This window comes from Microbacterium sp. MYb54 (assembly GCF_002979515.1).
GTDB lineage: Bacteria > Actinomycetota > Actinomycetes > Actinomycetales > Microbacteriaceae > Microbacterium.
This window is the reverse complement of record NZ_PCPA01000010.1, coordinates 20,329-40,230: the sequence shown is the minus strand read 5'-3', so window position 1 is coordinate 40,230 and position 19,902 is coordinate 20,329. Positions and strand designations below refer to the sequence as shown.

The 19,902-nt window shown below is 65.7% G+C and carries 15 protein-coding genes and 1 tRNA gene; 8 read left to right on the top strand and 8 right to left on the bottom strand.

The annotated features are described in order from the left end of the window. Positions 1-19 precede the first annotated feature (19 nt). From CQ040_RS12170 to CQ040_RS12145, 6 genes are read right to left on the bottom strand one after another with little or no spacing between them, the layout of a single operon-like run. Positions 20-1,762, bottom strand: coding sequence for a protein kinase (locus CQ040_RS12170; protein WP_258131291.1), 1,743 nt, complete (start codon positions 1,760-1,762; stop codon positions 20-22). After that, positions 1,759-3,213: a penicillin-binding protein 2 gene (locus tag CQ040_RS12165; protein WP_105526524.1), complete on the bottom strand. Its 1,455-nt coding sequence runs from the start codon at positions 3,211-3,213 to the stop codon at positions 1,759-1,761. Before CQ040_RS12165 ends, CQ040_RS12170 begins: the two co-directional genes overlap by 4 nt. After that, on the bottom strand, positions 3,210-4,595 hold the full coding sequence (locus CQ040_RS12160) for an FtsW/RodA/SpoVE family cell cycle protein (RefSeq protein WP_028501230.1): 1,386 nt from the start codon (positions 4,593-4,595) through the stop codon (positions 3,210-3,212). Before CQ040_RS12160 ends, CQ040_RS12165 begins: the two co-directional genes overlap by 4 nt. Next, entirely contained in the window at positions 4,592-5,896 is a 1,305-nt protein-coding gene (locus CQ040_RS12155; RefSeq protein ID WP_105526523.1) for a PP2C family serine/threonine-protein phosphatase, read from the bottom strand. Before CQ040_RS12155 ends, CQ040_RS12160 begins: the two co-directional genes overlap by 4 nt. Positions 5,897-5,903: 7 nt before the next feature. Beyond that, positions 5,904-6,422, bottom strand: a complete 519-nt coding sequence (locus CQ040_RS12150) for an FHA domain-containing protein (protein WP_028501232.1) — start codon at positions 6,420-6,422, stop codon at positions 5,904-5,906. Further along, entirely contained in the window at positions 6,419-7,144 is a 726-nt protein-coding gene (locus CQ040_RS12145) for a DUF3662 and FHA domain-containing protein (protein WP_028501233.1), read from the bottom strand. The genes CQ040_RS12150 and CQ040_RS12145 overlap by 4 nt, the downstream gene beginning before the upstream one ends. Positions 7,145-7,288: 144 nt before the next feature. On the opposite strand from CQ040_RS12145, the gene CQ040_RS12140 reads away from it, so the two are divergent. After that, positions 7,289-7,371, top strand: a tRNA-Leu gene (locus CQ040_RS12140). A gap of 311 nt (positions 7,372-7,682) precedes the next feature. Here the strand turns inward: CQ040_RS12140 and CQ040_RS12135 are convergent. Then, positions 7,683-8,339 carry a response regulator transcription factor gene (locus CQ040_RS12135; protein ID WP_219844699.1) on the bottom strand — a complete coding sequence of 219 codons (657 nt, stop codon included), beginning with the start codon at positions 8,337-8,339 and terminating at the stop codon, positions 7,683-7,685. Further along, positions 8,320-9,609: a sensor histidine kinase gene (locus tag CQ040_RS12130; protein ID WP_105526521.1), complete on the bottom strand. Its 1,290-nt coding sequence runs from the start codon at positions 9,607-9,609 to the stop codon at positions 8,320-8,322. Before CQ040_RS12130 ends, CQ040_RS12135 begins: the two co-directional genes overlap by 20 nt. Before the next feature lie 278 nt (positions 9,610-9,887). On the opposite strand from CQ040_RS12130, the gene lanKC reads away from it, so the two are divergent. The 7 genes from lanKC to CQ040_RS12095 all read left to right on the top strand — a co-directional run bounded on the left by lanKC (position 9,888) and on the right by CQ040_RS12095 (position 19,863). Beyond that, on the top strand, positions 9,888-12,512 hold the full coding sequence (lanKC, locus tag CQ040_RS12125) for a class III lanthionine synthetase LanKC (protein WP_105526520.1): 2,625 nt from the start codon (positions 9,888-9,890) through the stop codon (positions 12,510-12,512). Between the two features lie 145 nt (positions 12,513-12,657). After that, positions 12,658-13,380, top strand: a complete 723-nt coding sequence (locus CQ040_RS12120; protein WP_105526519.1) for an ABC transporter ATP-binding protein — start codon at positions 12,658-12,660, stop codon at positions 13,378-13,380. Positions 13,381-13,490: 110 nt separating this feature from the next. Then, the gene (locus CQ040_RS21025; protein WP_258132746.1) at positions 13,491-15,305 is read left to right on the top strand and encodes an FtsX-like permease family protein; all 1,815 of its coding nucleotides are present in this window, start codon (positions 13,491-13,493) and stop codon (positions 15,303-15,305) included. Further along, a complete protein-coding gene (locus CQ040_RS12110) occupies positions 15,242-17,032 on the top strand; it encodes an ABC transporter ATP-binding protein (protein WP_308736900.1) in 1,791 nt (596 codons plus the stop codon). The genes CQ040_RS21025 and CQ040_RS12110 overlap by 64 nt, the downstream gene beginning before the upstream one ends. Before the next feature lie 228 nt (positions 17,033-17,260). Further along, complete coding sequence (locus CQ040_RS12105; protein ID WP_219844698.1) at positions 17,261-18,436, top strand: serine hydrolase; 1,176 nt, start codon at positions 17,261-17,263, stop codon at positions 18,434-18,436. A 169-nt stretch (positions 18,437-18,605) separates the two neighbouring features. Beyond that, positions 18,606-19,082, top strand: a complete 477-nt coding sequence (locus CQ040_RS12100) for a MarR family winged helix-turn-helix transcriptional regulator (protein ID WP_105526515.1) — start codon at positions 18,606-18,608, stop codon at positions 19,080-19,082. Continuing rightward, a complete protein-coding gene (locus CQ040_RS12095) occupies positions 19,075-19,863 on the top strand; it encodes a HEAT repeat domain-containing protein (RefSeq protein WP_258131293.1) in 789 nt (262 codons plus the stop codon). Before CQ040_RS12100 ends, CQ040_RS12095 begins: the two co-directional genes overlap by 8 nt. Positions 19,864-19,902 lie beyond the last annotated feature (39 nt).

The window sequence follows — 19,902 nt, the reverse complement described above, 5'->3', positions numbered from 1 at the left end:
GACTGAACTGGATTAAAGGTTACCCGTCGGTGTCGCTGTCGCCGTCGCCCGGCACGGTGGCCGCAGCGATCGGGACCGAGAGCGACGGCGACGCGGCCGAGGTGCGCTGGTCGCCACCGGAGCACATGCCCTGGTACGAGACGATGAGCTGCTGGCCGGCGGCATCCGCGACCTTCACCTGAGTGTTGCGCTGTGTCGGCTGGAACGTCGGTCCGCCTGTGGCGAAGGTGCCGTTCTGGACCGACACGACGTAGCCCGACAGGGTGGTACCGCTGGGGCACGTGAAGCCGGTGCCCCAGGAGATCGTCACCGTCGAGCCGGCGACCGGGTCGCCGGTGGGCGAGATCGTCGGTGCGTCGGTCGGCGTCGGGAGGCCGGCGCGAGCGGCGTACACGGTCAGCGTGATCGGCTGGGTCGTCTCGACGTTGCCGGTGGGCGCGACACGGTACACCGTGCCGACGGCCTCATCGGTGGGGGCGGGGTCACCGTCGACGCAGGTGATCTCACTCTCGAAGCCCGCGCCCGTGAGGGTGGACGTGGCGGCGCCGCAGTCCATGCCTTCCAGCTTCAGCGCAGTCACGTCGACACGGGTCACTTCCGGTGTCGGCGGCGGTGTCGTCGGAGTCGGGGTCTGCGAGGTGGTGGTGCTCGGCGTGGGCGTGGGTGTGCCGTCGCCGTCGCCCTGGTTCGCCAGCATCGCCCACACCGTGCCACCCAGCACGATCACCAGCAGCGCGATCAGCGCGATCAGCGGCCAGGTCCAGGGGCTGCGCTTCTTCTTCTTCTCTTCTTCCGCGGCTTCCTCGGTGGGGAGCTGGGCGGTGGTGGGGAGGATGCGCGTGGTGCCGTCGTCGCCGGAAGCGGTAAGGAGTCGCGTGGCGTCGTCGCCGCCGGCGATGCCACCGGTCGCGATCGCGGGAACGGCGATGGCCGCCGAGTTCAGGTCTCCGCGTCTAAGGGCCTGAGCTGCGCGCGCCACCGTCGCGGACGATGATGGGCGGTCGCTGGGCTTCTTGGCGATCATCGCCATGACCAGGTTCTGCACCGGGATCGGCACGGTCGGCGGCAAGGGAGGCGCCTGCTCGTTGATCTGCGCCATCGCGATGGCCACCTGCGACTCGCCGGTGAACGGACGCTTGCCCGCCAGGCACTCGTACGCCACGATGCCGAGCGAGTAGGTGTCGGTCGCGGGCGATGCCGGGTGTCCGGAAGCCTGCTCGGGCGACAGGTACTGCACTGTGCCCATGACCTGGCCGGTCGCGGTGAGCGGCACCTGGTCTGCGATGCGCGCGATGCCGAAGTCGGTGATCTTCACGCGACCGTCGGGCGTGATCAGCAGGTTGCCCGGCTTGATGTCGCGGTGCACAAGTCCTGCGGCGTGAGCGGCCTGCAGAGCGGATGCGGTCTGGGCGACGATGTCGAGCGTCTTGTCAGCGCTCAGCGCGCCTTCGCGCTCGAGCACGGTCGAGAGTGCTTCACCCGGCACCAGCTCCATGACGAGGTAGGCACTGCCGTTCTCCTCGCCGTAGTCGAACACGCTGGCGATGCCCTCATGGTTGACGAGAGCAGCGTGCCGTGCCTCGGCACGGAACCGCTCGAGGAACCCGGGGTCCCCCATGTATTCGTCTTTGAGGATCTTGATCGCGACGGTACGTCCGATGACGTGATCCGTCGCTTCCCACACCTCGCCCATGCCACCGATCGCGATACGCGACTGCAGCTCGTAACGACCACCGAACGACACACCCTGCGTCGGCCTCATCTGCCCAGCACCGCCTCTATGACCTTCTTCGCAATCGGAGCGGCGATGGTGTCGCCGCTACCTGATTGTCCCTGTCCGCCGCCGTCTTCGACGACGACCGCTACTGCGACCGCGGGGTCGTTCGCCGGTGCAAAACCGGTGAACCACAACGTATGCGGCCTGTTTCCGTTCTCTGCGGTACCCGTCTTACCGGCCACGTCGATCCCGTCTATTCTTGCACCCTGGGCCGCTCCCGTAGCGACGCTCGCGACCATCGCCGCGGTGACGTTGTTCGCGACGTCCGCATCCATGGCGCGACCGAACTCGCTGTTCTCGAAAGCCTTGATGACGGACAGATCGTTGCCGATCACGGCGTCGACCATCCGCGGGTTCATCACGAGTCCGTCGTTGGCGAGTCCGGCAGAGACCATCGCCATCTGCAGCGGAGTCGCGGTGACCTGTCCCTGGCCGAATCCGGTCAGGGCCGTCTGGGCATCGTCGAGCGCGCGGGGGTAGCTCGAAGGGGTCGACTTCAGCGGTGTCTCGAAGGACTGATTGAATCCGAGCTTGTCCGCCATCTCGCGGATGGTGTCGTCGCCGAGTTCGACGGCGAGCTCTGCCATCGGAATGTTGCAGCTGAGGCGGATCGCCTCCGCGATCGTGACCGTCTCGCCGGGACCGCAGGTGCCGCCCCAGGCGTTGGATACGCGGTTGGATGAACCGGGCAGCGTGTAAGCGACGGGGTTGGGCAGAGTCGAGTCCGGGGTCCAGTTGCCGCTGGCGTAGGCGGCGGCTGCGACGACGACCTTGAAGGTCGAACCGGGGGGATTGAGGTCGCCCGCGATCGCCCGGTTGGACAGCGGCTTGTTCGAGTCGGCGACCAGCCCGTCATACGTCGCGTTCGCGGCATTCGCGTCGTGGGTGGCCATGAGGTTGGTGTCGAATCCGGGGGTCGAGACCATCGCCAGGATGCGTCCGGTCTTCGGGTCCATCGCGACGACTGCGCCCTTGAGCCCATCGAGCGCTTCGTATGCTGCCCGCTGCGCTGCGGTGTTCAGGGAGAGCTCGACGCTGTAGCCGCGCTGAGGCTGGCCGGACAGGATGCGCTCGACCTCGCCGAGGAACGCGTTGGACCCTGTACCGGAGAGATCGGCGTTCATGGCCTGCTCGATGCCGGTGCTCGACCCGAGAGCGGGGTTGAAGTACCCGGTCACCGGCTCCCACATCGGAGCATCCGTGTAGACGCGCTGGAACTGGTACCGGTCATCGCTCGGTACGGAGTTGGCGATGGTGGCGCCGTCGACGATGATCGACCCGCGTTGGATCTCATAGCTGTCGAGCGTGGTGCGCTTGTTGTTGCTGTTCTGGGCCAGCGCATCCGCCTCGACGACCTGGATCCAGCTGGTCGCCGCGAAGAGTGCGAGAAACATGAACAGCATGATGATGCTGAGGCGGCGGAGTTCTTTGGTCATCCGATCACGATCCTCGGCTGGCGGCGCACGCCGTCGGAGATGCGCAGCAGCAGCGCGACGATGAGCCAGTTGGCCACGAGCGATGAGCCGCCGGCGGCGAGGAACGGAGTGGTCAGACCGGTCAGCGGGATGAGGCGGGTGACGCCGCCGACCATGATGAACACCTGAAGGGCGATCGTGAACGAGAGCCCGGTCGCGAGCAGCTTGCCGAAGTCGTCCTGACCTGCGAGGCCGATGCGCATGCCTCGGCTGACGAACACCATGTAGAGGCAGAGGATCGCGAACAGGCCGATCAGGCCGAGTTCTTCGCCGAGGCTGGTGATGATGTAGTCGCTGTGGGCGAGCGGGGTGACCTCGGGGCGTCCCTGACCCCAGCCGGTGCCCATGAGCCCGCCGCGCGCGAGCCCGAACAGGCCCTGCATCGGCTGGTATCCGGCACCGTCGGGGTCGACCTGGTCGGCGTCGAAGAGGAACAGCCAGTTGACGAAGCGACCCTGCACGTAGCTGAGGATCTGCGTCGCGAGCGCGACGCCGGCGACCACCAGGGCGAGGCCGATGAGCACCCAGCTCGTCTTGCCCGTCGCCACGTAGAGCATCGCGACGAACATCCCGAAGATCAGGGTTCCGGTGCCGAGGTCACGCTGGAAGACGATGATCCCCAGCGAGATGAGCCAGACGACGAGTACCGGTCCGAGCTCGCGCATGCGGGGCCAGGTGATGCCGAGCACGCGTTTGCCGACCGACGTCAGGCTCTCACGGGTGCGGACGAGGTATCCGGCGAAGAAGATGGCCAGGCAGATCTTGGCGAGCTCACCCGGCTGGAAGGCGAACGCGCCGCCGAGCGAGACCCAGACCGCGGCGTTCGCATCGGGGATGCGCAGGCCGGGGACGAACGGCAGGAGCAGGAGCAGGATTCCGGCGAGGCCGAAGATGTAGGTGTACCGGAACAGGACGCGGTAGTTGCGCAGCAGGATCACCACGGCGATGGCGCCGGCGAGCGAGATCGCCGTCCACGCGAGCTGCTTGGTGGAATAGGCGTTCCAGCCGGTGTTCTTGAACGCGATGTCGATCCGATAGATCATCGCGATGCCGAGGCCGGTGAGCAGAGTCGCGATCGGCACCACGAACGGGTCGGCGTCGGAGGCGACGAAGCGCAGCACGATGTGCAGGGCGAACGCGAGGGCAGCGAGCCCACCGCCGATCGCCAGGATCATCGGGTCGATCACACCGAGTGCGCCCAGCTGCACGAGCGTGAGGGCGGCGCCGCTGATGGCGCAGGCGAAGAGCAGCAGCCAGAACTCGCGGTTGCGCTGGTTCTGCGGCATCCGGATGCGTTTGAGGGCCTTTATGACGCTGGTGTCGGCTGTGACGTCGGTGCTCATCCCTCACCCCCGGCAGGGGTGTCGACAGGGGTCGGCATGGGCGTGGGCAGCGGGGTCTGCTCGATCACGTTCGCCTCGGCGCCCGCTCGGAGCCGGTCGACGATCGCCATCGCATCGGACAGCGAACGCGCGGTGATGGTGCGCTCGACCGACGCCCGTTGATAGGGCGGAAGGTTCGCGAGGAGGATGTCGGTGTCTTCGATCGGAGTCGACAGGGTGACCGGTCCGATGTTCTGCTGCACACCCTGGAAGATCACCACGCTGTCTTCGTCGGCGCCGATGAAGTAACGCGTCTGGGTCCAGCTGTAGGCCGCGAAAGCGGCGACACCGAGCATCACGACGACCACGAGAGCGCCGGCGATCCAGCCGAGACGGCGACGCTTGGCGCGACGGCGATCCTCTTCGATGAGCTCTTCGAGATACTCGGGGGCGGGCTCGAAGTGGCTCGGCTCGTTCGCAGCCTGACGCACCGGGTGCAGCCAGTTGCCGCGCGGAGCTCGCACCGGCGGCACGTACACGCCATCGGGGTTCGAGGCCGAGCCGACGATGGTGGGGGTTCCCGAGTGGATCGGATGCTGTCCGCCGACGTCGACCAGGACCATCGTGACGTTGTCGGGCGCGCCGCCGTCGAGAGCCTGCTTGAGCAGGATGTCGGCCGTGCGACCCGGGGCGAGGCCGAGCTGCATCGCCTTGAGGATGTGGGGCTCGTCGACGACGCCCGAGAGTCCGTCCGAGCAGAGCAGCCATCGGTCGCCGGGCTGCGTGTGCATGACGAACATGTCGAGCTCGGGGTCGGAGTCCATGTCGCTGAGCACGCGCATGAGCACGGAGCGGCGCGGGTGGTAGCGCGCCTCTTCCGGGGTGATGCGGCCAGAGTCGACCAGGCGCTGCACGAAGGTGTGGTCGGCGGTGATCTGGGTCAGCGCCTCGTCGCGGTACAGATAGATGCGCGAGTCGCCGATGTGGCCGATGACCGCGTATTCGTCGACCATGATGATCGCGCTGACCGTGGTGCCGAGGCCTGCGAGCTCCGGGCGGTCTTTGGCGGCGCGGATGAGGTCGCCAGCGGCCGTGGTCGTCGCGGCCTGCAGCGAGGCCTGGGCGTCTTCGGTCGACGTGTACGCCTGGTCGAGGGGCTCGAGGCGGTGGATCGCGATGCTCGAAGCGACGTCTCCACCGGCGTGACCGCCCATGCCGTCGGCGACGACGAAGAGGTTCGCTCCGGAATAGCCGGAATCCTGGTTGTTGGAGCGGACCTTCCCGGTGTGGGAGATCGCGACGCTCGAGCCTTCGAAGACCATGCCGGCGTCAGGCTCGCAGCTCGAAGGTCGTGGCGCCCACCTTGATGGGGGTGCCGAGCGAGAGGGCGACGGGCGAGCCGGAGACGCGCTGGCCGGCGACGAAGGTGCCGTTGGTGGAGTCGAGGTCCTGGATCGCCCAGCTGTCTCCGCGCAGCATCAGGCGCGCGTGGTGGCTCGACGTGTAGTCGTCGCGGATCACGAGGGCGGATTCGCTCGAGCGGCCGATCGTGAGCGAGTCGGCGCTGAGCGGCAGTTCGAGGCCGGCCTTGGGACCCGAGGTGATCACGAGGCGCTTGGCCGTCGCGACCGTCGCCGGTCCGGTCGTCGTGGGGCGGGAGGATGCCGGTTTCGCGGCAGGAGCAGCAGCCGGAGCGGGCACCGGAGCACCAGCGGTCGCCTCGACGGGGAGCTTGCGCACCCGCACGCCGAACAGGTCGGCGCGGAGCGAGTAGACGACACCGAAGACGAAGAACCACATCAGGAGGAGGAACCCGATGCGCAGGAGAAGCAGGATCAGTTCACTCAACCGAGGGCTCCGAACGCTCGGGTGGCGTCGTCGCCCCTGGACGCTGGACGCGAGGGCGTGGCCACGGGAACGATGCGGAACACCAGGTCGGTGCGACCGATCGTGATCGTGGTGTCGGTGGGGAGAGCCGCTTCGCGCAGCTTCTGACCGTTGACCTTCGTGCCGTTGGTAGAACCGAGGTCACGCATCATGGCGCGCTCGCCGTCCCACAGGATCTCGACGTGCTTACGGCTCGAACCGGCATCCGCGATCGTGATGTCGGCATCCGACCCGCGGCCGATGACCGTGCGGGCGCGGGAGATCGAGTGACGACGGCCGTCGACGTCGACGACGGCCTGCCAGTTGACACGACCTTCGACCGTGCCCGAACTCACACGCACAGTGCCGGTGGCGACCTTCTCGTCGGCCTCGAGGTTGATCGAAAGCGGGCCGGCGAAGCTGTAGCCCTGAGAAGTGGCGTGCTTGGTGAGAAGTGCGTGCAGCTCATCGGTGAGGGCGCCGCCGAGGCCCTGCATCCGCTCTGCATCGTCGGCACTGAGGCGCACGACGAAGCTGTTGGGCGCGATGATGCGATCGCGGCTCACGACCGCGGCCTTGGTGTCGGCCTCGCGCCGCAGCGCCGAAGCGATCTCCACAGGCTGGATGCCGCTACGGAAGGTCTTGGCGAACGCGCTGTTAACCGCGCGTTCGAGACCCTTCTCAAAGCTGTCAAGTAGTCCCACTGGGCTCCTCTGGCATGCCGACTGGTAGACACATCGTAGCCAGGTGTCCTGGGGGAAAGCCGCCGAACCCCCTCCAGGCGCGTGCAACGAGGCCGAAAACGCATGATATCTTTGGGAAGTTGAGTTCTTCGGAACGAGACACTCGCGCGAGTGGCGGAATGGTAGACGCGCTGGCTTCAGGTGCCAGTGTCCGTAAGGACGTGGGGGTTCAAGTCCCCCCTCGCGCACAGGGCTGGTTCATGAAAATCCATGAATCAGTTCATGAAATTGATGAGCGGCGGCTTGCTTCGGTGAAAATCGAGGCGGCCGCCGCTCGTTTTTTGCGCTCCGGTTGCCTTCGCGGTCCCACACTCGATGAGAGCTTGACGTCGAAGCTCTCTGCATGAGTACCGGAGACGATGCCGTTCTCGAGTGTTGCGGCGGTGAGGCGATGTGCAGGAGGGAGCGCTGGCGCTCACTGAGTTCTGCTGCAGGGCGCGTCTGGAGCGTGAGCCTTTCCTGGAACATCGTGCCTCTTTCTGCGGTGCTGTCGGGGAGATCAGGGGGTGCGCGATGCTTGCAGGTACGTGAGCACTGCTTTCACACGCCGGTTCTCGTCTACGGGGCTCAGGCCGAGTTTCTGGAAGATACGGCCGACGTGCTTACCGACCGCGGGATCGCTGAGCACGAGTTTCTCGGCGATGGCGGCGTTCGATTGGCCGTCCGCCATGAGGACGAGGACTTCTGTCTCGCGTGGGGTGAGCGTGTCCAGGGGCCCGGGGCGCGCTGTGCTGAGGAGGTGCTGGACCACGTGGGGGTCTATGGTCGTTCCCCCGCTGGCGATGTTCTGCAGTGCGCCGGCGAAGTCGCGCACCCGGTTGATGCGGTCCTTCAGCAGATACCCGACAGCCCCTTCGGGCAGTGTGAGGAGACGGCGTGCGTTCGTGTCCGCGAGGTACTGCGAAAGCACGAGGATCGGCTGGTGCGGGTGCTTCTCACGGATGCGGAGCGCAGCTTGAAGTCCATCGTCCTTGTTTCCCGGCGGCATGCGGACGTCGGTGATGATGATGTCGGGCGCACTGTCCAGACCCGCGAACGCATCCTCCAGCTGGGGGGCTGTCTCGGTGGCGCCGACCACCGTATGACCCAGCCGCTCGAGCAGAGCGATGAGTGCCTCACGCAGCAGCGCTGAATCCTCAGCGATCAGTATTCGCACGCGACGCGTCTCCTTCTTCATCAGGCAGGGGGAGGTCCATTCGCAGGACGGTGGGTCCGCCGGCGGGGCTTGTAACCTGCAGGCGGCCGTTGAGAGCTTCAGCGCGCTCTGCGAGCCCTCGAAGCCCGGTTCCGTTCCGTTCGTCGGCGCCGCCTGTTCCGTTGTCGGTCACGGAGACGGTGAACGTCGTCCCATCGGTGCCGGTGGCGACCACTGCGGAAGAGGCGGAGGCGTGCTTGGCAATGTTAGTGAGCGCCTCAGTGACCAGATAGTAGACGGTGGTCTCATGGGCGGCGGGGAGACGGACGCTGGGGTTCCCTTCGAGCGTCACGCGAATGTTGCTGCGCTCAGCGAGCTCCTCGAGGGCCGCACGGAGTCCGTAATCGGTGAGTACTGAAGGGTGGATCCCGCGGACCGTGTCACGAAGGGTCGTCATCGCATGCTCCGCCTGAACCTGTGCATCGTCGACCGCCTGTGATAGCTGAGTGGTGTCAGTACCTCGCGCGGCAAGCTCATCGACCTCGAGGCCGATCATCCCCAGCCGTGCACCGAGCGCGATGAGTTCCTGCTGTACGCCGTCATGCAGGTCCCGTTCGATGCGACGGCGCTCCGCGTCTGACGACTCGGCGAGAGCACGGCGAGAGTTGATGAGACGTTGAACGCTCGCATCGACGCCGCGCGCTCTCTGCCCACACAGGAGTCGCAGCACGCATGCCTGTCCGGTGGCGACACACGCGTTGAGGTAGCCGAAGAGGGCCAGCACGACGAGGGTTACGAGCGCGACCGGCCACCAGTTTGTAGGGGTCATGACGCCCTCGGCGTCTCCGAAGAACTGGGTCGGTGTCGGTCCGGTTATGCCGGCGACAGCGATCATGCCGAGCGCCAGAAGCGTGATGGTCTCGAAGAACAGCACGATGAGCGCGACGAGAGCGCAGACGAGATCCCAGAAGAGCGCCAGCGTCTCGCGCCATGTCGCACGTTCGGTGAGGCGGATGTTCATCCAGTGGTGACGCTCGCTGGCATCGACCGTGGCGTGGTCGCTCGTCTGCACCGGGAACCCGAGGAGGCGCGTGCGTCGGCGCTCCACGGATCCGAGGACGAGACCCCAGAACGGCAGCAGTAGGAATGTGAAGATCACAAGCGGGACGAGGATCGCGCCGATGAGCACACTCAGCATCAGATAGATGAGTGCACGCCACGGCCAGCGGCTGAGAACGAAGCGCCACGGAGGCAACTTCATCGCCTCCCACACGTGACCCGCCGTTGTCATGGGTCCAGCCTAGGGATCCCCCGCGCCGGCCATCGCCAGCGGCACCGAAAGGTATGGCCAGCCCTACCTCGAAGAGTGGGGCAGGGCCCATCGTGCGGGTCGCCACGGCTGAGATTCGATGGACGTCAGGCGCCACCCACCACGAGGAGGCAGCCAGCTAGCAATGCAGCGGAAGGAGATGCCATGGCAGTCAGTCGATGTCAGGCATCGTCACCGCTCGAGGTCTCTGTGAAGGACCCGATGCTGGTTGCGGGGCTCGGTCAGCCGGGTGATGCCTGATGTACCGCAATCGCTCCATGCTGCGGTTGCAGCACTGCACGCCCGGCGAGGCGTACTACGAGCAGTCAGCCGCTGCTGCGCCGATCCGTCTCTTCTCGCACGCCGCGCACGCCGCCTGGTCGCTCTCGCGGTTCGGTCCGTGGATAGCGCTCCACCCAAACGAGGGCGTCGAGCTTCCACGCCAGGGGTGGAAGATACACATCAGCACCCGCCCGGAGCAGGCGAGGGATACCCTCCGCATCGCTGGCGACGTGTGCGTCGAGCGCGGTGTCCCCTTCAGGCACCTCTCCGACGAGACCGAACTGCGCCGAACCAGCATGAAGTACGCCAACCGTGGGACGGCAGGCAAGTTCGTCACTGTCTTCCCCCGCACCGATGAAGAATTCTGCGAACTCCTACCGCTGTTCGATGAGGCTCTTCGCGGATTCGACGGTCCATACATTCTGTCGGATGTGAAGTTCGGCGAGAGCCCTGTCTACTTCCGCTACGGCGCCTTCTTCCTGGACCGCTTCGAGCACGCGGACGGTTCTGCGGGCTACGCCATCCAGGCCCCGGACGGAGAGAAGGTTCACGACAGTCGCGCCGCCGTCTTCACGCTGCCGAGCTTCGTGAATCCCCCGGCCCTGATCCGTGAACTTGTCGAGGACCGACTCAGCCCGACGCCCGGGGAGCTGGAAGAACTCCTGCATCCGTACCTCGTGCGCTCCAGCTTGCATTTCAGCAATGCCGGTGGTGTGTACCTTGCTGACGCCGGATCGAGTCAGGTCGTCTTGAAGGAGGCGCGACGATGGTCGGCGTACAGCTCGGACTCCACCGACGCCACGTCGCGTCTGCGTAGCGAATACCGGGCTCTGAAGGAGCTCGCGGGAGTGAGCGCCGTCGTCAACGCCATCGACTACAGGGTCATCGGCGACCATGAGTTTCTCGTCGAGGAGTACATTCCCGGGCTCACGCTCCAGTCCTGGGCAGCCAGCAACTATCCGTTCAGCACGGAAGAACCTGTCCTCGCCGACTACGCCGCACGAGCTCTGCCACTCGCCCGGCAGGTGATCACCGCGGTCGATCAGATCCATGATGCAGGCTGGTGCATCCTCGACCTGCAGCCGAAGAACATCCTGGTCGACGGCGACCGTGTCCGACTCATCGACCTCGAAGCCTCCCGTGAGATCGATGCCTCGGCGGCCGGGAGTATCGGTACCCCGGGCTTCATTCCCCACGCGCAGACTTCGAACCGTGACCGCGACAGGTACGCGCTCGCTGCCGTTGTTCTGCACTTGTTCTGGCCGTCGCTGGCCGGGGCGTTCGACCCGTCCGTGCTGACCTACCGGGCACAGAAGGTTGCGGAGCAATTCCCGGAAGACGTCGCCGGAGTCGTCAACACGTTGGTCGGCGCTGTGCCCCCGGCCGCGATGGCAACATCGCACCCGTACCGCCACGCCACAGGCCTTGCTCTTACCCCCGGTAGACAACTCTTGGAGCAGGTGTGCAACGGCATCGAAGGGACACGACATGACGGACCCCGCCGATTCCCCGGGGACGCGACACAGTTCGTAGACGGAGCTGGCGCCCTGCTGAACATCGAGACGGGAGCCGCAGGCGTGATCCTCATGCTCGCGAGAGCCGGCCGCGACGTCACGCAAGACCGTATGTGGTTGAGCGCGCGCCTTCGAGAAGTGGACGACATCCCGTTCCACGGTCTCCTCCGCGGAACCGTAGGTATCGCCGCAGCACTCGCCCAGCTCGGCGACACTGACACCGCTGAAGTGATCCTCGCGGCGGGAGCGGTAAGCGCCGACCCCGGACATGACCTATCCGTGCGGAGCGGCTTGGCAGGCACGATCCTCGCTTTGTGCGATGCTGCCTTCGCGGACACAGGCGCTGCTCGCGACATGCTCGACCGATACGCCGCGTTGCTCGCCGCCCGTGTAGCGGGCGAAGCGGACCTCCGTAGCCCTCACTCGGAAACCGGTAACACCATCGGGTTGTTCGACGGGTGGTCGGGCGTCGGACTGGTCTGCCGCCAGCTCGCGGAAGTCACCGGGGACGCCTCCTGGGATCACCTGATGCACCTCTGCTTCCAGCGTGAGCTGCAGCAGCTCACCGAATCGGACAACGGCACCCTTCGTGTGGACTATTCGCGTGTCTCCTACGGCTACCTGTCGGAGGGTGCAGTGGGGATCGCGTTCGCTCTCGCACAGTGCGCGCCGACCCACTACCGGGACGAGATCGCACGACTCGCTCAGACGGTCGACGGCATCATCAGCATGAACGGCGGCCTGTTCCGGGGGACCGCTGGCATCGCCTGCGCGCTCCTGTCGGCTCCGCTCCCTACTGCGGACAGCGAACGGGTCCGGTTGATGTCCTTCACCGCCGAGAACTTCCTCTTCCGCGGGAGCGACCCTGACGCGCTGGTGATGCTCGGAGACAACGGATACCACCTCTCCGCGGACTACTCCACGGGAGCTGCCGGCTACGTCGGCGCGCTCCTCGCCTTATTCGAAGAGAACCCGGACGACTGGTTCCCGGTGACTCTTCCCAGACCACTTGACGATGACATGGAAGGAGGTGAACACAATGAGCGCATTGCTTTCTCTGCAGGGCCTGTCGAACGAGTCCGGGCCTGAGGTCGGTGTCTTCGGATCCGGCATCAGCATGTGGTGTGACGGCGACAACAGCGGTATCAGCATCTCCTGCGGACCGAACTGATACACGGACGTGTGGGGCGCGCGGCGACGCGCGTCCCACGCTTCTTCTACGAAAGGGCAGCACATGCTCACAGCAACCGCACTCGGGCACACGTTTTCGAACGGGCGGGTGGAAACCCTCGCGCTTGACGGTGTCAGCTGCGCATTCGAGCCTGGTTCGTTCACCGCCATCATGGGCCCGTCCGGCTCCGGGAAGTCCACCCTCCTCTACTGTCTCGCCGGTCTCATCCGCGCGTCAGCGGGATCCGTCACCTTCGATGCCACGGAACTGACCACCGCGAAGCAACGTCAGCTCGATCTTCTCCGACGTGACGAGTTCGGGTTCATTTTTCAGAGCTTCAATCTCATCGATGCTCTGACAGCGCTGCAGAACGTCACACTGCCCTCCCTCTTCGGGGGAGCGGCGATACCGCGTGAGCAGGCCGTGAATGCCCTGGCCAACGTCGGGCTCTCTGAGAAGGTCAAGTCGTACCCGGCAGAGCTTTCCGGTGGGCAGCAGCAACGCGTGGCCATCGCACGTGCCCTCGCTCAGACCAGGCGCGTGATCTTCGCCGATGAACCGACCGGAGCGCTGGACCGTAAGAGCGGTTTCCTGGTGATGGATCAGCTCCGTCAGTTCCGGGACGTCGGCACTGCGGTTGTCATGGTCACTCATGATCCCCAGATCGCGGCATACGCCGACCGGGTCCTGTTCCTTGTCGACGGGCGCCTCGTGGACACGATGGATGCCCCGACTGCGGAGGCTGTCAGCTCTCGTATGACGGGGCTGGAGAGCGCCGCGCGATGACTGTGGCTCAGCAGCTGCCCGTCTCTCTGGCGTTCGTGCGTCGTCATCGAACGGCATATGTCGGGGTCGCCATCCTTCTCAGTATCGCCACGGTCGTCGCGACTGCGGAGATGGTCCTATTCACCGGCCTTGCCAGCGGGCAGGCGGTCCAGATCGACTCGATGTCGGAGTTCGATGCACGCGTCGTACGGGCTGCTGTCAGCGCATCGCAGGGCATCCTGCAGGTCATGTGCTTCACCACGGTGGTCATCGCACTCGTGCTGGTCTACTTGGGCTTTCGGAACATGCTCGCCTTGCGGCGCAGAGAACTCGGCCAGCTTCGGCTCGCAGGAGCGAGCGTGTTGCGCATTCGGGTGATGGTGACTGGTGAAGCGTTCGTCTTCGCCACGTTGGTCGTGATTCCGAGTGTCCTCGTCGGTGGCCTGCTCGCCCACCCCTTCTACCTCCTGCTCCAGGCCGTGGGCGTGTTCGGGAAGACCCTGCGGGTGGACTTCGGCTTCCCGATCCTCACACTGAGCCTGGTCGCGGCAGGGATGATCCTCTGCTCCATGGTCGCCGCCTGGTTGAGCCTTCGCTCCAAGCAGACCAACGATGTTCTCGCGGCCCTCGAGGCGTCTGCGACGGGCACACAGGGCAAGAAGATGAGCGCGATTCGTATCGTCATCGCGGCCGCATCTGTCATTGGGCTCGCCGCATTCCTCATCTTCATGCCGGACACCGGGAGCGAGAACCCTGTCGCCTCCATCATCGTCCCGCTGCTGATCATCTTCCCCCTCGGCGCGCTCGCTCCTGTTCTCGTTCCGGTGGTCGCGCGAGCGTTGGGCTGGCTCCTCAGGCCCCTGATCGGCGGCTCCGGTGTCCTCGTCGCGCAGCGCGCCTCCCGCGACTCGCGACGGTTCGCCTCCAACGTCCTCCCGCTGCTCATCTTGATGGGCGTCATGGGTGGGTTCGCCATCGGTGCGGGGCCCGACCAAGCCATCATGCAGGCTGACTACGAATCCAAACTCGATGCCGACCTCATCGTCGAGCCGTCGACCGTCAAGGATGCCGACACGGTCACCGGCGACATCGGGAGTATGCAGGGCGTGGACGCGGTGATGCGTTCCGCAGCAACAACCAGGCTCATCGAACAGGGGCGCGCGGACGGAACCTTCCTCACGGTCTTCAACTTCGTAGATCTCGACGCCTACCAGAACGTCTTCGAGACCGAAGTGAAGTCGGGTGATTTCGCTGACGCCGGGGACACAGGCGTCGTCTCCACACGCGAGAGCGACACAGTCGGCGACACGGTCACGGTGGAAGCGCCTAACGGGGAGACGGCCACCCTCACCGTGACGGCCGTCATCACCTCCCGGATATACACCGGGCTCCTCGTCGACTGGGGGATGCTGCAGACCCTGGACCCGGAGGTGTGGGACATCCGTGTGTTCGTGAGCGCGGACTCCGCCGCCGTCTCCGACATCACCGCGCGCGTCGACGACCTCGCCCCGACGATGACGAAAGACGAGTTCATCCAGACGCGTGTCGAGCTTCGCCAGAGCAACGCCGCCACCGGCAACATCGCCTTGTTCGGCACCATCTATGGTCTCGCCATCGTCGCCATGATCCAAGGCCTCACCGCGTCCGTCATGAATCGGCGGGGCGAGTTCCGACTCCTGAGCCTGCTCGGGATATCCCGCGCTCGAACGATAGGCACACTGCTCTCAGAAGCCCTCGTTCTCATCGTGTCCAGCGGTGTGCTGCTTGCTGGCGCGTTTGCCTTCATCGCATGGCGGTACCTTGCGCAAGACCCGGCGAAGATGGCTACCGCGATCGGGGCCATTCCGTGGGGCGACATCGTGATCACGTTCTTGGGCATGGGATGCCTCTTCACCGTCACCATTGTCATCGCCGCAGTGGTCGCGACCAGGAACGCCCAGCGATGATCCGAAGCAGCACCCTCCGAGCCTTCATCCGCCGCCATCGTTGGCGGCTCGGCGGACTTGTGGCGTTGTCCCTCTTCGGGGCAGCGCTGGGTCTTGCCCAACCGCTGCTGCTGCAGAGGATGTTCGATGCCTTGACTTCTGGATCGGTCCCGCTTCCTGCGGTGCTGATCCTGACTGCGGTGGTTGTCGCTCAGGCGCTGCTCGCCGGAGTGGAGTCGTATGCTCTTGCTCGCACGGCACACGATCTCATCCTCGAACTGCGGACACGCGTGTCGGCACGCATCCTGTCGTTGCCAATGAGTCACTTGCAACGGGTGCCGCAGGGTGAGTTTCTCTCCCGGATGATCTCCGACACGGCCGCATCATCATCCGTTCTGACGACGGGTGTATTCAAGCTCCTCGCTGCGGTCGTCACCTTCGCGGTCGCGGCCGTCCTCATGGCCACGATCGACCCGATTCTGTTCGCCTTGTCGCTGGTGATCACCGTTGTTGCCACGGTGCTGTCCACCGTCATGGGGCGGCTGGTGCGCTCGGCGTCCGGGAGAACTCAGGCGGCCACCGCGACGCTGGCAGGCAGCTTCGAACGCACGCTGACTGCGCTGCCGCTGATCCGAGCCTACGGAGTGAGTGGACAGCAGCTTTCCCTCGTCGCAGCCGACGCCGGCGAGGTTAGGGCGAACGCCATCAAGGTGGCGAGGTTGGGCGCATACATGCAACCAGTCATGACCCTCGCCACCCAAGCACTCCTCATCATCACGCTTGCTCTGGGTGGCGTCCGAGTGGCTGAGGGGAGCCTGTCGCTCGGAGGGCTGATCGCGTTCATGATGTACCTGATGATGATGGTCGGACCGGTCTCTCAGGTCGGTTCGACGTTTGTGAGCATCCAGACGGGACTTGCGGCGATAGACCGTGTCGATGAGATTGTCTCTGCGCCGCAGGAGAGCGATCTCCTGTCGGGCGGCGATCACACCGATGTCAGGCGTGGCGGCGAGACTCTCATCGAACTCGAGAACGTCACTTTCGAGTACCCGCAGGCGTCGGCCGGGCCAGCTACTCGCATCGGGCCGCTCGACATCACTATCCGGGAAGGTGAGCACGTCGCTCTCGTGGGCCCGTCCGGGTCTGGGAAGTCCACCGTATTCGCTCTTCTCGAGAGGTTCCACGAACCCAGCAGTGGCACCATACGAATGTGTGGAGTACCGGCTCATGACAGCTCGCTCGGCGACTATCGAGCTCATATGGCGTGGGTGCCGCAGAACTCGCCGCCGGTCGGAGGAACCGTTCGAGACAATCTCGACATCGAGCGGCGCGGGCTTCCGGATCACGCGCTCTTGCGGGCGTTGGGGGACGTGGGGCTGTTCGACAGCATGGGCGGTGATGTCCTCGACCGACCTGTGGCAGTGTCCGGAAGCAACCTCTCAGGGGGCGAACGGCAGCGGCTGGGTGTTGCCCGAGCGCTGCTCTCCGACCGCGGGATGCTGCTCCTCGACGAACCGACATCGAGCCTCGACGCCATCTCCGCCGAGCGACTGTCGTCGCTACTGCGGGAGCGTGCAGGGTCGAAGACCATCGTCATGGCCTCCCATCGTTTGGCGGAGGTGCGCGACTTCGACAAGATCATCGTCATGGAGCATGGCCGCATCGTGGACGTCGGCGCACACGATGAGCTCCTCGACAGATGCGAGCTCTACCGGACACTGCGCACGCAGCAACACGTCCCTGCGTGAAAGCAACGTTCATGGCAGCAAGAACGCACGACCCGGGGCGATCCGAGGGTCGCGAGCCGTGGCTTCCTCCTGTCACCAAGCGATGTTCATCCCTCAGCACGATGCGCCGCCGAACGGGTCGTGAAACGTCCATCCGCGGTATCACCTCGCCCCTACCCGTGGCCGATGTGGCGAGCATCCACCCCCGAGACGATGAGAGTCCACCCTCTCCCCCATAGAAGGCGTCTCGTGACCTCACGCACCCCCAGCCCTCGCTTCGCTCTCGCTCTCGCCGCCGTCGGGCTCAGCACCTCGGCTCTCGCGCTCGCCGCGTGTGCTTCGCCCGCCCCCTCCGCGACGTCTTCCACGAGTTCCGGATCGTTCGACGCCGAGACGGTGAAGAAGCTCGACCGGATCCTCGACGACGCGATCACCGAACACGATATGCCGGGCGTGACGCTCGCCATCTGGAGTCCGGACGGCGAGTACGTCTCGTCGGCCGGTCTCGCCGATGTCGAGAAGAAGACCGAGATGACCCCCGCGCTGAACCACCGCATCGGCAGCGTCACCAAGACCTTCGTCGTGACGGCGCTGCTTCGCCTCGTGGACGATGGCGAGGTGTCGCTCGACGACCCGATCTCGAAGTACGTCGACGGCATCGCCGAGGGCGACAGGATCACGCTGCGCAACCTCGCCGGCATGACCTCGGGTATCCCGGACTACACGAACGACACCGATTGGCAGAGCGCCTACCTGGCCGATCCGCTGGCGACGCTGACACCGCAGAGCCTGATCGAGGGCATCAAGGACAAGCCGCTGCACGACGAGCCCGGCACCGTGGTGGAGTACTCGAATTCCAACACGATCCTGATCGGCCTCGCGATCGAGAAGATCACCGGTGCGCCTCTGTCCGAGGTGCTTCGAGTCGAGGTGACGGAGCCGCTCGGCCTCGACCACACGTTCCTCCCTGAAGCCGCCGAGTTCCCGGAACCGCATGCCCAGGGGTACACGAAGCAGACGATCGACGGCTCGAAAGCTGTTGCGACGGACTGGAACCCTTCGTGGGGATGGGCCGCCGGGGCGATGATCTCCGATCTGGATGACCTGAAGGTGTGGGTTCCCGCCCTCGCGACGGGCGAGCTGCTGTCGCCGGAGCTTCAGAAGGAGCGCTTGGCGGTGACGCCGCTCTCGCCTGAGGACCAGGACTCCGGCTACGGGCTCGGACTCTTCCGGCTCGACGGGTGGATCGGCCACAATGGCGGACTCCCCGGGTACAAGACGGTGACGATCTATCTCCCCGAGAAGGAGATGACGCTCGTCGCGTTCGTGAACTCCGACGTCGACGGCGAGTCCGACCTCGGACCGAACCTGCTCACGCCGGTGACCGAGCTCCTCACGCCGGAGAACGTCTACCAGCTCGGGTGACCATCAGCGGGTCACGCCCCATCCTTCGACCAGTTCGTCTTCCGTGAGGGTGTCGAGACCCTCTCATCATGACGTCGAACGGGAATCCCCGAAATCGACACCTCCTCCGGAACGCGACATTCAGGATGCGCTTTGCCAATATCGTTAGCCGCCTAGTAATCTCTGATCGATGACGAATGCGGTGGGGATCAAGCAAGAGCTTCTGCTGTCGCGGCTCGGCGACGACGATGCCGCACGATTGGTGATGACGGTGCTGACGACCGCGCGCCGGATCGACGCCGCGTGCGCGGAGATGCTCGCCCGACACGATCTCTCCGAGGGCCGGATGGCTGCGCTCCTGGCAGTCTCCGCCGAGTCGGGGATCACGCCGCGGCTGCTCGCGACTCGGCTTGCCGTGACCTCCGCGACGGTCACCGGGCTCCTGGATCGGCTCGAGCGTGACGGGCTGATCGAGCGCCGCCCTCATTTGACCGACCGGCGCACGCACACGCTCCTCGCGACCCGTGCGGGCGAGCAGCTCATCGCCGAGCTGGTGCCCGTCTATGCAGGCTGGCTGCGACAGCTCGGAGTCGGGATCAGCGCTGTGGAGCGCGACGGCGCAGCGCTCGTCCTGGCCGCCTTGCAGCAGAACCTCGCCGGTGAGTAGCCAGGCGAGCGGACGAGGCGCACGCACTCTGGCCGACATCGACGCGGCGCACCTGGGGGCGCTCAACACGGGCACCGCATCGTCGCGCACGCTCACCGAAGCCCTCGCCATCGACCACACGATCCTGCTCCGCACAGTGTTCCCCGACGCAGACGACGCGTTGCTCGCCGAAGCCGCCGAGGCGCAGCAGCTGGGCATCCTCAAGCGGATGGCGCGCATCGGAGCCGCCCTGGCAACCCGACTCGATTCCGCCGAGCTCGAGTACGTTGCCGGCCATCCCTCCGACACCGTGCGCGGGTGGGCGTGCTTCCTCATCGCCGCGCGTCCTAGCGCCCCGCCCGTGCTGCTCGATCGACTCCGGCGGTTCGCCGATGACGAGCACTTCGCCGTTCGCGAGTGGGTATGGATGGCGGCTCGTCCGGTGCTCGTGACCGATCTCGGAGCCAGCATCGACATCCTCACCGGATGGACGAGTGATCCGTCTGAGCGTGTGCGCCGGTTCGCCAGCGAAGCGCTGCGGCCACGAGGCGTGTGGGCAGCGCATATCGGCGCACTCAAGGAGCATCCGGAACGCGGCGAAGCGATCCTGTATCCGCTGCGTGCCGACCCCTCTCGCTCGGTGCAGGACTCCGTCGCCAACTGGATCAACGACGCCGCGAAGACCCGCCCTGACTGGGCCGTCGAGCTCTGCGACCGATGGGCCGGGGAAAGCGACGCCGCGGCAACGGCCTACATAGTGAAGCGCGCGCGGCGCTCTCTCGTTCGCACTCCCGGACGGTGATCGGTGCGGCCCTTGCCGCTTGCGGCGGTCCGCACCGGC

Bases quoted from the DNA above. Each gene is read 5' to 3' on its own strand.
- CQ040_RS12120 (WP_105526519.1), top strand. From the start codon at position 12,658: ATGCTCACAGCAACCGCACTCGGGCACACGTTTTCGAACGGGCGGGTG.
- CQ040_RS12155 (WP_105526523.1), bottom strand. From the start codon at position 5,896: ATGGTCTTCGAAGGCTCGAGCGTCGCGATCTCCCACACCGGGAAGGTC.
- CQ040_RS12130 (WP_105526521.1), bottom strand. From the start codon at position 9,609: ATGACAACGGCGGGTCACGTGTGGGAGGCGATGAAGTTGCCTCCGTGG.
- CQ040_RS12110 (WP_308736900.1), top strand. From the start codon at position 15,242: ATGCCTCTTCACCGTCACCATTGTCATCGCCGCAGTGGTCGCGACCAG.
- CQ040_RS12100 (WP_105526515.1), top strand. From the start codon at position 18,606: ATGACGAATGCGGTGGGGATCAAGCAAGAGCTTCTGCTGTCGCGGCTC.
- CQ040_RS12170 (WP_258131291.1), bottom strand. From the start codon at position 1,762: ATGAGGCCGACGCAGGGTGTGTCGTTCGGTGGTCGTTACGAGCTGCAG.
- CQ040_RS12160 (WP_028501230.1), bottom strand. From the start codon at position 4,595: ATGAGCACCGACGTCACAGCCGACACCAGCGTCATAAAGGCCCTCAAA.
- CQ040_RS21025 (WP_258132746.1), top strand. From the start codon at position 13,491: ATGGTCCTATTCACCGGCCTTGCCAGCGGGCAGGCGGTCCAGATCGAC.
- CQ040_RS12165 (WP_105526524.1), bottom strand. From the start codon at position 3,213: ATGACCAAAGAACTCCGCCGCCTCAGCATCATCATGCTGTTCATGTTT.
- lanKC (WP_105526520.1), top strand. From the start codon at position 9,888: ATGTACCGCAATCGCTCCATGCTGCGGTTGCAGCACTGCACGCCCGGC.